We start from the raw sequence: 13,781 nt of genomic DNA, 5'->3' as shown, positions 1-13,781 counted from the left end.
CTCCAGGCGCTGCCCGACAGCTTGCAGGCCGAGCTCGTCAAGGCGACAGAAGGTGGTCAGATCGGGCGCGGCAAAGGTAGCGTGGAACACGTCGAGGTCTTTCCGGTGGACAGCGTAGGAACTTCCATCCTGGAAGACCTCGACCCCTATCCACCAATCGCCGCGCGCACCCCGACTACACCTTCAATTACGAAGAGCCTATTTTTTGCTGGTCAGCGCCAGTTCCGGAAACGGTCAATCATGCATGTTCCCGGCCTCGATATGAAGTGCAGCTCACTTCTTCACGCATAAACAGCGAGGCGGGGTGCGCAGCGCACGAACGCCGCACACCCCGCCTCATGATCAGTTCGTCGCTGCGCGACGACGTCGGACGAACAGGAACCCGGCCAGCAGGAGCAGGATGCCGGCGATGACGCCCCCGGTCACCTCGACGCCCGTGACCGCCAGGGATCCGTCGCCATCGGCGTTGCCGCCCGTGTTGCCTCCCGTAGCGCCGTCTCCCGGCTCCGCACCCGGCGTCTCTCCGGGCTCTGCGCCCGGCTCGCCGTCAGTTGCGAGAACCGTGATGTCGGCCGCGGCCGAGGCCGACGACGCCGCCCCCGAGACGACCAGCCGATACGCCCCCGCCGCGGTGTCGGCCGCGACCGGAACGGATGCTGCGAAAGCACCGTCCGCATCGGCCGCCACCGTCACCTCGACTGCAGAGGCGTGTGCCGACCGGGCCGCGCCGGGCGCGGCATCCACCGGCTCGAGCGCGAACGAGATGCCCTCACCGGGCGCGAAGCCGGCTCCGGAGACCTCGATCTCCCCGCCCGCGCGCACCTCGGCGGAACCGATCTCGAGCGTTGTCTCATAGACGGGGAGCTCGGCGGCCGGGCCGGCCACGGCGAGCTCGCCGATCGTCGCCCACGGGTTGCCACCGATCTCGCTGAGAGCGACGAGCTTCACATAACGCGCCGACTGCGGGGCGAACGATGCGAGCTGCGCGTCACCGGAGTTCGCGAACGTCCCGGTCGCGACCGCGTCGCCCCATTCGCCGTCGATCGTCGACGCGGTGGCCGAGGCGTAGACCTCGTAGTCGGCGATGCGTCCGTTGACACCGCCCGATCCGGAGTACGAACGGCCGGTGTACCAAAGGCCGCAGATCGACTGCTCCTCGCCGAGGTCGACGACGATCGCGTGCGGATAGGGCGCATCGGAGGGCGACCACTGCGTGTGCCAGTAGGTGGCCGGGTCGCCGTCGATCGCCGCGGCGGCCGGACCGTTCGGCGCCGGCTCCCCGGTGGTCTGCTCGCTGGATACGTCGCTGATCGCGGCGGGACGGATGCTGTCGGCGCTGCACACCGCGGACGTGGAGACCGCGGCCGAGGCGATGACGGCGCCCGAAGCATCCACCATCTCGAAGGCCACGGAATCGGTCCCGCCGGATGCCGCGATGTTGTGCACGGTGAAGGCGACCTCGGTCGCCGCACCGGATTCGAGCGCATCGACCGCGACGGACGACGGCAGCACGGTGAAGCCCGCGGCCGTTCCGGCCACGCGCACCGAGGCGCCCTCGACCGTCTCGGCGCGCATGTTGGTGATCGTGAACGACACATCGGTCGACGTGCCTGGCTCGAGCGAGATCGTCGCCGGCTTGGGCGTCATCGACACCTCTCCCACGGCCTCCCACACGGTGCGTCCCCAGTCGGCCGGGGTCTGCACGACGCGACCATCGGCGACATCGGTGAATCCGGCGCCGGCGACGGGAACATCGACGAGTCCGTCCGAGATCGAGACGAACTGCTGACTGGCGGCGTTGCGCAGGGTGAATCCGCCATCGGCCTCGCGCACCTCCCAGCGCTGGATCGTCGTGTCGGAGCAGGCCGCGACCCGCAGGTCGGCCCCGATCCCGACCGGGACGTTCAAACGCATCGTGCCGTCACGGGCGATGTCGACGCATCGACCGTCGGGGGCGGTGATCGTGTAGTAGCCGTCGGCGGTCTGCGCGAAGGTCAGGGCGGTTCCGGCATCCGAGATCTCGAGCCGTCCCCCGTCCGTCACCGAGAGCGCACCGGCATCGCTGCTCAGCGTGAACGCGCCCTCGGGCAGCGGGTGACGCTCGCCGTCATCCCACAGGGGTGCGTGGCCGATCGTGTCCATCGCCGCGCGGAAGCCGTCGAAGGTGTCCCACGGGCGCGACGCCGACCAGGTCGACTGCGCGACGAACCGCAGCGGCTCGAACATCCGCTCCTCGGTGGTGTTCTCCGCCTCGCCGGGGGTGCCGCCGTCGGGCCAGATGCTCATGCGCGCGCCGAGGATCGCCTCGGTGCCGCTGGTGACCTTCTGCCCGTAGAACTGCTCGGGAGTCCAGCCCTGGTCATAGAGCGCACGGCTGTTGATCCCGTAGCCGTCGCGCACCATGTACAGCGAGTTCGAGATGTTGTTGACCGTGTGGCCCCAGTCGATGAACTGCTGCGGACGGATCGAGGACCCCGCCTGGTTCCAGTGCTCGACGATGATGTCGGTGTCGAAGCGCACGAAGGCGTTGTCGGCCATGACGCCGTCGTTCCAGATGCGCAGCGTCTTGCCCTGCGCCTTCACATAGTCGTTGACCTTGTTCACGTACCAGGCGACGACGTCGTTCTCCGTCGCACCCTCGCCGAACTGCTCCTGGGCGAACTGCTTGATCTGCGGGTAGTTGGCATATCCGCTGCCGAGCATGTACTCGTCGACGCCCATGTGCCAGTACTCGCTGTCGAACGCCTCGAAGTACTCGTCGATCAGGTCGGTGTAGAAGTCGAACGAGGCATCCTTCGTGATGTCCATGCGGACCTCGTCCTTGGCGCCCGTGTTCTCGTTCGTCAGCTGCAGCTCCGGCAGGTTCTCCAGCCAGATCTCCATGTGGCCGGGCGAGTTGATCTCGGGAATCACGTCGATCCCGTGGGCCTTCGCCTTCTCGACGAGCCCCCGGATGTCGTCCTTCGTGTAGTACGACCAGGTGTTCGTCTCGGGGTAGCCGTCGACCTTCAGCTTCAGCTCGACCAGCATCGTGTTGAGCTTCAGGAAGCCCATCTCCTCGATGAGTCGATCGATGAAGTCGGTCGAGATGTTGATGACGCAGGCGCAGACCGTGACGCCCCGCTCCTCGTAAGCGGGCACATCGATGACCGACCCCTGCGGGAGCTCGCTCTGCTGGGTGAGCATCTGCACGACGGTGCGGGTGCCGTAGAAGATTCCGGCGGGGTCGGCGGCGGTGATGACGATGCTGTCGTCGATCTCGAGCTCGTAGCCCTCGTCGCCGAGGTCGTCACGGTCCGCATCGATGGTGAAACGAATGTCGCCGTCGCCTCCCTCCGCGATGCTCGCATCGGTGTACTGGGTGGCGAGTTCATCGCGCAGGATGCCGGCGATGGCATCCATGCGCTCGGACTCGGATGCTGCGCCGCCATCGCCGGGCGCGATCGTGATGTCGGATGCCGCGGAGAAGGTGCCGCCGGAGGACTCCCACCCGTCGATCGAGGGGATGACATCGGGCAGGTCGACCGCGGCGGCGGCGGGACCAGCCACGGCGAGGGTGCCGAGTGCGAGAGCGGCGGAGGCGACGCCGGCGACCAGGAGCCGGGGAAGACGTCGGCGGGGTGGGGAGTTCAGGTGGGTCACGGAATTCCTTCTGCTGGGGACGGTCATCGTCCGCTCGCGCCTCAGCGCGCGAGTCATGGCAGCGCTAACATATGGTCTTCTCGCAGAGAATGTCAATGGTTGACCCGGGCGCTACGCCTGTTGTGCCGCGAAAACACACCGTGAATGTGAGCGCATGCAGAAGCACGCGGTCCGAGTATGACGACACGCCGCGCGCCGATAGAATGGGAAGCATGTCCAAGGTCCTGCAGTCTCTTCCCGTCGGCGAACGCGTCGGCATCGCCTTCTCCGGTGGTCTCGACACCTCCGTCGCCGTCGCGTGGATGCGCGACAAGGGAGCAGTCCCCTGCACCTACACCGGCGACCTCGGCCAGCCCGATGAGGACGACATCGAAGCGATCCCGGGCCGCGCGCTCGAGTACGGCGCCGAGATCTCCCGCCTGATCGACTGCAAGACCGCACTCGTCGAAGAGGGCCTCGTCGCCCTGCAGTGCGGCGCCTTCCACATCCGCTCCGGCGGCAAGACCTACTTCAACACCACGCCTCTGGGCCGTGCCGTCACCGGCACTATGCTCGTGCGCGCCATGAAGGAGGACGGCGTCGACATCTGGGGCGACGGCTCCACCTACAAGGGCAACGACATCGAGCGGTTCTACCGCTACGGCCTGCTCGCCAACCCGCGCCTGCGCGTGTACAAGCCCTGGCTCGACGCCGACTTCGTCACCGAGCTCGGCGGCCGCCAGGAGATGAGCGAATGGCTCGTCGAGCACGGCTTCCCGTACCGCGACTCCGCCGAGAAGGCCTACTCCACCGACGCCAACATCTGGGGCGCCACGCACGAGGCGAAGACCCTCGAGCACCTGAACGTCTCGCTCGAGACCGTCGACCCGATCATGGGCGTGAAGTTCTGGGACCCCTCGGTCGAGATCGAGACCGAGGACGTCACCATCACGTTCGAAGGCGGACGCCCCGTCGCCCTCAACGGCGTCGAGTACACCGACCCGGTGGCCCTCGTCTTCGAGGCCAACGCGATCGGCGGCCGCCACGGCCTCGGCATGAGCGACCAGATCGAGAACCGCATCATCGAGGCGAAGTCGCGCGGCATCTACGAAGCGCCCGGCATGGCGCTGCTGTTCATCGCCTACGAGCGCCTCGTCAACGGCATCCTCAACGAGGACACCCTCGCGACCTACCACGAGCAGGGTCGCCGCCTCGGCCGCCTCATGTACGAGGGCCGTTGGCTCGAGCCGCAGTCGCTCATGCTCCGCGAGTCCATCCAGCGCTGGGTCGGCATGACGATCTCCGGCACCGTCACCGTGCGCCTGCGCCGCGGCGACGACTGGACGATCCTCGACACCACGAGCCCCAACCTGTCGTACGGCCCCGAGAAGCTCTCCATGGAGCGCGTCGGCGACGCCGCCTTCGGCCCCGTCGACCGCATCGGCCAGCTGACCATGCGCAACCTCGACATCGCCGACTCGCGCTCGCGCCTCGAGCAGTACGCGGGCCTCGGCCTCGTCGGCGGTGCCACCGGCGAGCTCGTCGGCCGCGTCACCGCGGGCGAGGCATCCGAGATCACCGACGGAAACCTGTCCGCCGAGGACGAGAAGCTCGCGGATGCCGTCGACACGGTCTCCGAGGGCGCAGCCTTCGACTCCGGCACCGACTGAACACCCTTCGCGCGCCCTGATCCCCCGAAGGATCGGGGCGCGCGCTCTCTTCGCCCGAAAGAGCTTTCAATGACGAATGATTCTGCAGCCATCGCCGTACCCCGCCGAGGAGTCGGAGGGAAGATCGGACGCATCGTGTTCGGCGTTCTCGCCGCCTTCGTCGTCATCGTGGTCGCAGTGGCGTTCTTCGTCGTCTGGACCGTGCACCGGTCGTTCCCGCAGACCACGGGCGAGCTGGATGCTCCCGGGCTCAGCGCAGAGGTCGTCGTCCAGCGGGATGCTCTGGGCGTTCCCACGATCACCGCGGACAGCACCGACGACTTGTTCTACGCACAGGGCTTCGTGCACGCGCAGGACCGCTTCTTCGAGATGGACTTCCGCCGCCACGTGACCTCCGGTCGCGTCGCGGAGCTGTTCGGCGAGTCGCAGGCCGCCACCGACATGTTCCTGCGCACGCTCGGGTGGCACGAAACCGCCGAGCAGGAGGTCGAAGCGCTCGACGAGACGACGCTCTCCTACTACGAGGCTTACGCCGCAGGCGTCAACGCGTACCTCGACTCGCGCGACGGCGCCGACCTGTCACTCGAATATGCGATCCTCGGCATACAGAACCCCGACTACCAGGTGGAGCCCTGGCAGCCGGCGGACTCCGTCGCGTGGTTGAAGGCCATGGCCTGGGACCTGCGCACCAACATCGAGGATGAGACCGAACGCGCTCTGCTCATCGCCGAGATCGGCGACGACACGGCCCCCGCCGACAGCCTGACGCTCCTGGAACAGCTCTATCCGGCATACCCCTTCGACTCGAACCCCGTGATCGTCCCGAAGATCTCCACGGTGCCCGCCGTCGGCAGTGAAACGGATGCGGAACCGGCATCCTTCATCGACTCCACCGACGACGACGTGCAGACGGCGATCTCGACCATCGAGTGGGAGGAGGCAGACTCCGTCATCGCCGCCGCATCGATCCTTCTCGGGGACGCTGGCGAAGGCATCGGGTCCAACTCCTGGGTCGTCTCCGGCGCGCTCACCGAGACCGGCATGCCCCTGCTCGCCAACGACCCCCACCTCGGCGCCGCGCTGCCCAGCGTCTGGTACCAGATGCAGCTGCGCTGCTCCACGGTGAACGACGAGTGCCCCTTCGACGTCGGAGGCTTTACGTTCTCGGGGCTCCCCGGAATCGTCATCGGCCACAACGACACCGTCGCCTGGGGATTCACCAACCTCACGACCGACGTCGCCGACCTCTACATCGAGAAGGTCGACGGCGACTCCTACTGGCGCGACGGCGCCCTCGTCCCCCTCGACGTCCGGGAGGAGAAGATCGTCGTCGCCGGCGGTGACGACATCGACCTGACGATCCGCTCGACGGTGCACGGACCGATCATCTCCGGGCTCACCGCCGACTTCACCGGCGTCGCCGATGGTCTGGTCATGGCAGACGGATCAGCTCTGACGCACGGAGAGTCGGACGCCGCCGGGGCGCTCTCCGGCGAATACGCCGTCAGCCTGCGCTGGACGGCTCTGGATGCCGGCACCACCGCGAGTGCGATCTTCGCCCTCGACACGGCACGCGACTTCGACGACTTCCGCGCAGCGGCAGCACTCTTCGACGTGCCCGCACAGAACCTCATCTACGCCGACATCGACGGCAACATCGGCTACCAGGCCCCGGGACGGCTGCCGATCCGCGGAGCCGGTGACGGCTGGCTGCCCCAGCCCGGCTGGGACAGCAGCTATGACTGGACCGGCTTCATCGAATTCGAAGAGCTCCCCGTCGTGTACAACCCGCCGTCCGGATACATCGTCACCGCGAACAACGCGATCATCGACGACGCCGACTACGACTACTTCCTCTCCCGCGACTGGGACTACGGATACCGCGGCAGCCGCATCGTGAATCTCATCGAGCGAAAAGCCGCCGACGGCCCCCTCACCGCGCAGGACATGCGCGACATCCAGAACGACAACGAGATGTGGATCGGCAAGGCCCTGGCACACGTGATGGGCGACGTCGAGGTCGCCGGCGAAGGACCGCAGGCCGCGGTCGCCCTGCTTCGCTCCTGGGATGCCCAGAACAACATCGATTCGGCCGGCGCCGCCTATGCCAACGTGCTCTGGTCCCACCTCGTCCAGAACCTCTTCCAGAACCGGGACGAGCCGCTGCCCATCACCAGCCAGTCGCGGCTCTTCATCGTCGTCTCCGAACTGCTTGCCAACCCCGACGACCCGCTGTGGACCAACGACACGATCGGCGTCGAGGGTCAAGAGGCGATGCTCGCGCTCTCCGCGGAACAGGCCTACGACGAACTCGTCGGGCTGCAGGGCAACGTCCCCTCCACCTGGAACTGGGGCGGACTCCACGCCCTCACTCTGACAAACGACACCTTCGGCTCCTCCGGCATCGTCCCCATCGAGATGCTGTTCAACCGCGGCCCCTACCGGGTCGGGGGCGGAGCATCCGTCGTCAACGCCACCGGATGGAACCTCGGCACCTCCTACGAGACGACGACCGTGCCCTCCATGCGCATGGTCATCGACCTCAGCGACTTCGACGCCTCCACGTGGAACCACCTGACCGGAGCATCCGGCCACCCCTTCCACCCGCACTACGTCGATCAGACCGAGGACTGGGCCAACGGCATCCAAACCCCCTGGGCTTTCTCGCCCGGGGCGGTCGACGAAGCGACCATCGACACGCTCCGGCTCATCCCGAAGGGCTGAGCCGGAGCGCCGGTCGCGCCGATCAGCGCTCGTCGGCGAAGTCGATAGGACCGATGCTGGGCGGCTCTTCGTCTTCAGGCGTCTCGACCGTGTCGACCGTCTCATCCTGACCCGTCAGACGAGCGACCGCCTCGGCGAACTGACGCTCAAGGGCCGAAAAAGCAGCGGCGGCATCGCCGGCCGCGAGGGCGTCGAGCAACTGCCGGTATGTCTCTGAGACCGAACGGCGCACCGTGTAGCCGTTCGGGTCGCTCAGGCTCGCGACCCGCGTCTCGATCACCAGGGTCGACATGTAGTGCGAGAGGCGCCGACTGCCGGCGGAATCCACGAGCAGACGATGGAAGTCGAGGTCGGCATCGCCGATGGCTCGGGCATCGGTGCTCTCGCTCAGCTCGACGAGCTCGCGATAGGCGTTCTCCAGGTGCTCCAGCACCGAGGGCGCCCCACCGCGGATGATGAGGCGCGCCGCCTGAGCCTCGACCGCGAGACGGGCGTCGTAGACATCCGCTACGTGCTCGGGTCCGATCACACTCACCCGCATCCCACGACCGGGGGATGCCGTCAGCAGCCCCTCCTGCACGAGACGCTGCGTCGACTCCCGCAGGGGACTGCGACTGACCCCGAGCTGAGACGACATCTCCACTTCACCGATCGGACTCCCCACAGGCAGCGCACCGGTGTAGATCGCCTTGCGGAGCTCAGCCGTGATGAGGTCGACGGTCGATGGGCGAGCGACCCGCACCATCGAGATCGGCGTAACCGCGCGAGGGGTGTGTGAAGCCATGTGCATCCCTTCCAACCGTCGCGCAAAACCGCGAACATCTCATTCTCGATCCTCGGACGCCCTGGAGCGAAGTCGACGCCGGGTTCCCCAGTCTGCCGCATGATCACGTTTTTGTATACGTGTCGACAATCTGCGCGTCTGACTGTACATACCTCGACAGATTCTCTAGTCTGGGGCACGGCCAACGGCGCTTCGATGACGCGCCGCGAGACCGCCGACACGGAACGCGAGGACATCATGACGAAGAGAAACATACGACTCGGGATCGCAACAGCAGCGATCGGGACCCTGACGCTCGGCCTCCTGGCCGGCTGCTCATCCGACGGCGGCGACTCCGACGGCATGAATACGCTGGAGCGCGCCCAGCAGGAGGGCTCGATCACTCTCGCGATCGCCTCCGAACAGCCCTACTCCTGGGTCGAGGGCGGCGAAGCCACCGGCGCCACGATAGCGATGCACGAGCAGATCTTCCAGAACCTCGGAATCGACGACATCACAATCGAAGAGGTCGACTGGAACTCCCTCATCCCCGGGCTCAATGCCGGGCGCTGGGACGCCGTGAGCGCCGGAATGTCGATCCTGCCCGAGCGCTGCGCCGAAGCCGCGTTCAGCGACCCCGAGATCATGTACACGACAACTCTCGTCGTGGCATCCGGAAACCCGAAGAACCTCAGCGACCTCGACTCGGTCGCCGCAGCCGACGATGTCACCCTCGCCGTGCAGTCCGGCGCGATCGAAGAGGGCTACGCAACCGACCTCGGCATCGGAAACACGGTGCAGGTCGACAGCGCACAGGCCGGCATCGAGGTCGTCCAGTCCGGCCGGGCGGACGCCTTCGCACTGACCGCCGTCTCGTTGAACTGGATGACCGAAGGCATGGACAGCGTCGAGACGACCGAGGCATTCGTGCAGGAGATCGACGGCGTCGCACAGATCGGAGCCGGAGCCACCGTCTTCCGCCAGGATGACACCGAGCTCCTCGAGGCTTACAACGCCGAGCTCGCCAAGATCACCGGCGACGAGACCGCCTACCTCGACCTCGTCGAACCCTTCGGCTTCACCGCGGAGAACCTGCCCCCGGCAGATCTGACCACGGAGCAGCTCTGCGCGGGCGAGCTGGGCTGATCGCAGCGCAATGACGGAAAACTTCGAAGCGCTCGGGAGAGCGCTGCCGCAGATCATCGACGGGGTCCTCATGACCCTGCAGCTGACTGCCGGCGGCGCGCTCCTGGCGTTCGTCGTCGCCATCGGACTCGGGCTTCTCTCGAGGTTCGAGAACGTCGTTCTGCGCGGCATCGCCCGCACGATCATCGAGCTGTTCCGCGGCACGTCTCTGCTCGTGCAGCTGTTCTTCTTCTTCTTCGTGCTGCCGCTGCCGCCCTTCCACATCGAGCTGCCCGCCGTCCTCACCGGCATCCTCGCCCTCGGAATGAACTACGGCGCCTACGGGGCCGAAGTCGTGCGCGGATCCATCAACTCTGTGCCCGCCGGGCAGTGGGAGGCCACGACAGCCCTGAGCCTGTCCCGCACCCACCGTATGTGGCGAGTGATCTTCCCGCAGGCATGGGCGCTCATGCTCCCCTCCCTCAACAATCTGCTCATCCAGCTGCTGAAGGGAACCGCCGTCGTCTACCTGATCACGATCGTCGACCTGACCGCCGAGCTCAACCGCCTCCGCGTGCAGACCGATGTGTTCTTCGCCTACACGCTCGGACTCCTCATCTACTTCGCCATCGCCTACGCACTCACCCTCGTCATGAACGCCCTCGAGACCCGTGCCAAGCACCGCCTCGGCCAGGGCGGAATGTGGCGAGACACGATCACGACGACCCCGATGCCGGACGCGCAGGGAGCGGGTCAGTTCGGATGAACGGAGACACCGGATTCTGGAACTGGGACCACGCCGCGGCGTCATTCCCCGACATCCTCATGAAGTTCCTCACCGTCACACTCGTCGTGACGGTGATCGGCAGCATCATCGCCGCCGTGCTCGGACTCGCGATCGCCCTCGGACGGCGCACCGCACCCCGCCCGATCGCCGCGATCATCACACTGCTGATGAACTTCGTGCGCATGACGCCGCTCGTCGTGCAGCTGCTGTTCGCCTACTACGTCTTCACCACGGTCTCACCGCTCGTCCTCGGGATCGTCATCATCGGCATCCACTACGCCACCTACATGGCCGAGGTCTATCGGGCCGGAATCGAGGCCGTGCCGCCCGGCCAGTGGGAGGCATCCACCGCGCTGTCGATGTCCCGCGGACGCACCTGGGCGGCGGTCATCATTCCGCAGGCGCTGCGCTCGACACTCCCCTCCCTCGGCAACTATGTGATCTCGATGTTCAAGGACACCCCGTTCCTCATGGTCATCACCGTCACCGAGATGGTGCGCCAGGCGCAGCTCTACGGCGGCAAGAACTTCCGTTACGTCGAGGCGATCATCATCGCCGGACTCATCTACCTGGTCGCGAGCTACCTGAGCTCCCTGCTGACCAGGCGATTGGAGAAACGTCTTGAATACACCACCGCGTGAAACCCACACCGGCGCCATCTCGCTGGATGAGGGCGACGTCCCCGCGATCCGCTTCGACAAGGTCGAGAAACGCTTCGGCGACCACATCGTGCTGCACGATCTCGACTTCACGGTGCGCCGCGGCGACCGCGTCACCCTGATCGGCCCGAGCGGATCGGGCAAGACGACCATCCTCCGCCTGGTGATGACGCTGGAAGAGGCCAACGCCGGATACATCACCATCGACGGCAAGCCCCTCACCCACTTCGAGCGCGACGGCAAGCGCATCCCCCTCAAGGAGAAGCACAAGAACGAGATGCGCAAGCGCATCGGCATGGTGTTCCAGCAGTTCAACCTGTTCCCGAACATGACCGTGATCGAGAACATCATCGAAGCGCCCGTGCACGTGCTGGGCATGTCGAAGAAGGATGCCATCGCCAAGGGCCGCGCTCTGCTCGAGAAGGTCGGACTGCCCGATAAGGAGAACGCCCACCCGACGCAGCTCTCCGGCGGTCAGCAACAGCGCGTCGCCATCGCCCGCGCCCTCGCCATGGAGCCCGAGATCCTCCTGCTCGACGAGGTCACCAGTGCCCTCGATCCCGAGGTCGTCGGCGAAGTGCTCAACATCCTGCGCGATATCGCCCGCGAAACCGACGTGACCATGCTGATCGTCACCCATGAAATGCAGTTCGCGCGTGACGTATCGAACCGCGTGCTCATGTTCGACAGCGGCCGCATCGTCGAAGAGGGCGCTCCCGAGCAGATCTTCAGCGCCCCGCAGGAGCAGCGCACCCGCGACTTCCTCTCCGCCGTGCTCTGAGCGACCGGGCGGTGCGAGGCGAGAGGGAGAACGGCGGACAGCAATACCGCCTGCTTCCCACTGGGCCCGTCGACGCGTCGAAACGGCAGCCGGGTTGTTGCGGAGCCGGTGTCAGACCGCTGCTGCGCTCGGGCTGTGGGACGCCGCTTCGCGTTCGATCGCGGCGGCAGCACGCTTCGCGATCACCGCGATGCCGACCGCAGCGCCGAGGAACACGACGGCGAGGATAATCCAGCCGACCATCCCCATCTGGATCGCCGTGGCATTCACGACGAGCGGGGCGGCGAGCGCCGAGAGGGAGAAGCCCATGCCGAACACCCCCTGGTATGCACCGGCGCGCTGCGGGTCAGCGAGCTCGAAACTCAGTCCCCACGCGCCAGCCTGCGAGAGAACCTCTGCGAAGGTATGGGTCAGGGCGGCGATGATGAGGAGGACGACGGCGACCCAGGCCGGGTGCCCCGCCGACAGCGCATAGACGATGCAGGCCGCAGCCATGAGCCATCCGGCGATCATCGTCACCCGTCCCGCCGTGCGCACATCGTGCGTGCCGCGCGAGAGCGGAACCTGGAAGATGACCACGAGTGTCGTGTTCACGATGAGCAGCACGGCGACGATCACCTCCGGGGCTTCGGTCGCGCTGGTGACCCACAGCGGAACTCCGACCTCGGCGACTCCGAACTGCATGCCGAATACGGCGGAGAGCAGTGCGAGCAGCAGGTAGCGGGGATCTCGCCAGGGCGAGCGGCGATTCCACTCGCGACGGGATGCCCGTTCGGCTTCCCCCTGGGCGACTGTGTCGATCGAGCCCGTCTCGGTGCGGATCTCCGTCACCTCAGCATTGCGGGCAGGGGCGTCGACGCGCGCCGGCAGGCCGAGCAGCGGCAGGGAGCCGAGAACGCCGAGAACACCGGCGACGATGATCACCGCGCGGTACGACGCCCCGGTGCCGATCGCGAGGGCGATTGCGGCGATGCCGGCGCCCACGGCGATGGAGACGTTCGTGACGGTCCGCAGGACGGCGCGGGTGAATACCCGCTTGTCGGCGGTGAAGCCGCGCGCGATGATCGCCGAGCGCGAGGAGTGGCCGAGAGTGTCGAAGAAGTTGCTGGTGCACGCGATGATCAGCGCGCTGGCGAAGTCCCCGGCGAAGGCGTATGCGACGAGCAGCGCTCCCCCGAGGGCTTCGAACGCGAAAGTCATCCGCCTGGCGCTCCACCGGTCTGCGAGCCACCCGCCGAGCAACGACGCGAGCACACCGGTGCCGCTCGCGATCGCGAGCACGAGCGCCGCTTCCGTACCGGTGAGTCCGAGGATCTGCGTGAAGTACAGCACCGTGATGGCGAAGAAGACGCCGCGGCCGATGCGGGAGACGGATGAGGACGCCACGAGCGCGCGCAGCACGCTGTCGTCGAGCGCTGCCCGGATTCCGGCGCTGAGTCGAGCGAGGCGGGACGGGTTCTCAGTCGGTGCGGGGTCGTGCGATGTCACACATCATCTTGGCACGCTCCGGCGCCCCTAAATTCCCCGCCGGGCATCCGGGTGACCGCGCACGGGCTGCTCGGCACCCTGCATAACTCCGGAGATTCTTGGATCAAGCCACCCGCACCGGCCGGATTCGCGGCACACGCACCAGTTTCTCCTGAGTTATGCA

At 66.7% G+C, this 13,781-nt stretch carries 10 protein-coding genes; 7 read left to right on the top strand and 3 right to left on the bottom strand.

Annotated features, from left to right (window positions below; all coding sequences use genetic code 11):
- Window positions 1–291, top strand: a 291-nt coding sequence (locus ACWAUG_RS12440; RefSeq protein ID WP_460802655.1) for a hypothetical protein, incomplete at its 5' end; no start/stop codon positions are given.
- 51 nt (window positions 292–342) lie between these two features.
- Here ACWAUG_RS12440 and ACWAUG_RS12435 read toward each other — a convergent pair.
- A complete protein-coding gene (locus tag ACWAUG_RS12435) occupies window positions 343–3,642 on the bottom strand; it encodes a family 20 glycosylhydrolase (protein ID WP_298038202.1) in 3,300 nt (1,099 codons plus the stop codon).
- Between the two features lie 212 nt (window positions 3,643–3,854).
- Here ACWAUG_RS12435 and argG point away from each other — a divergent pair, with 212 nt between their 5' ends.
- Window positions 3,855–5,291: an argininosuccinate synthase gene (gene argG / locus ACWAUG_RS12430; RefSeq protein ID WP_298038204.1), complete on the top strand. Its 1,437-nt coding sequence runs from the start codon at window positions 3,855–3,857 to the stop codon at window positions 5,289–5,291.
- 69 nt (window positions 5,292–5,360) lie between these two features.
- On the top strand, window positions 5,361–8,015 hold the full coding sequence (locus ACWAUG_RS12425) for a penicillin acylase family protein (protein ID WP_460802652.1): 2,655 nt from the start codon (window positions 5,361–5,363) through the stop codon (window positions 8,013–8,015).
- A 22-nt stretch (window positions 8,016–8,037) separates the two neighbouring features.
- On the opposite strand, the gene ACWAUG_RS12420 is transcribed toward ACWAUG_RS12425, so the two are convergent.
- Complete coding sequence (locus ACWAUG_RS12420; protein ID WP_460802651.1) at window positions 8,038–8,799, bottom strand: GntR family transcriptional regulator; 762 nt, start codon at window positions 8,797–8,799, stop codon at window positions 8,038–8,040.
- A 195-nt stretch (window positions 8,800–8,994) separates the two neighbouring features.
- Here ACWAUG_RS12420 and ACWAUG_RS12415 point away from each other — a divergent pair, with 195 nt between their 5' ends.
- Genes ACWAUG_RS12415 through ehuA form a run of 4 tightly spaced genes read left to right on the top strand, consistent with a single transcriptional unit; the run spans window position 8,995 to window position 12,130 of the window.
- Window positions 8,995–9,924: a transporter substrate-binding domain-containing protein gene (locus tag ACWAUG_RS12415; protein WP_460802650.1), complete on the top strand. Its 930-nt coding sequence runs from the start codon at window positions 8,995–8,997 to the stop codon at window positions 9,922–9,924.
- Window positions 9,925–9,934: 10 nt separating this feature from the next.
- On the top strand, window positions 9,935–10,669 hold the full coding sequence (locus tag ACWAUG_RS12410) for an amino acid ABC transporter permease (RefSeq protein WP_460802649.1): 735 nt from the start codon (window positions 9,935–9,937) through the stop codon (window positions 10,667–10,669).
- Window positions 10,666–11,331, top strand: a complete 666-nt coding sequence (ehuD, locus tag ACWAUG_RS12405; protein ID WP_460802648.1) for an ectoine/hydroxyectoine ABC transporter permease subunit EhuD — start codon at window positions 10,666–10,668, stop codon at window positions 11,329–11,331. Before ACWAUG_RS12410 ends, ehuD begins: the two co-directional genes overlap by 4 nt.
- Window positions 11,332–11,347: 16 nt before the next feature.
- On the top strand, window positions 11,348–12,130 hold the full coding sequence (ehuA, locus tag ACWAUG_RS12400; RefSeq protein ID WP_460802654.1) for an ectoine/hydroxyectoine ABC transporter ATP-binding protein EhuA: 783 nt from the start codon (window positions 11,348–11,350) through the stop codon (window positions 12,128–12,130).
- Between the two features lie 111 nt (window positions 12,131–12,241).
- On the opposite strand, the gene ACWAUG_RS12395 is transcribed toward ehuA, so the two are convergent.
- Window positions 12,242–13,618, bottom strand: a complete 1,377-nt coding sequence (locus tag ACWAUG_RS12395; RefSeq protein ID WP_460802647.1) for an MFS transporter — start codon at window positions 13,616–13,618, stop codon at window positions 12,242–12,244.
- Window positions 13,619–13,781 lie beyond the last annotated feature (163 nt).

This window comes from Microbacterium sp. GXF6406, from assembly GCF_054798215.1.
The sequence above is the reverse complement of the archived record's forward strand: the minus strand, read 5'-3'. Positions and strand labels throughout refer to the sequence as shown.

Excerpts from the sequence above, each read along its gene's own strand:
- argG (WP_298038204.1), top strand. The coding sequence starts at position 3,855 with ATGTCCAAGGTCCTGCAGTCTCTTCCCGTCGGCGAACGCGTCGGCATC.
- ACWAUG_RS12425 (WP_460802652.1), top strand. The coding sequence starts at position 5,361 with ATGACGAATGATTCTGCAGCCATCGCCGTACCCCGCCGAGGAGTCGGA.
- ACWAUG_RS12420 (WP_460802651.1), bottom strand. The coding sequence starts at position 8,799 with ATGGCTTCACACACCCCTCGCGCGGTTACGCCGATCTCGATGGTGCGG.
- ACWAUG_RS12415 (WP_460802650.1), top strand. The coding sequence starts at position 8,995 with ATGACGCGCCGCGAGACCGCCGACACGGAACGCGAGGACATCATGACG.
- ACWAUG_RS12410 (WP_460802649.1), top strand. The coding sequence starts at position 9,935 with ATGACGGAAAACTTCGAAGCGCTCGGGAGAGCGCTGCCGCAGATCATC.
- ehuD (WP_460802648.1), top strand. The coding sequence starts at position 10,666 with ATGAACGGAGACACCGGATTCTGGAACTGGGACCACGCCGCGGCGTCA.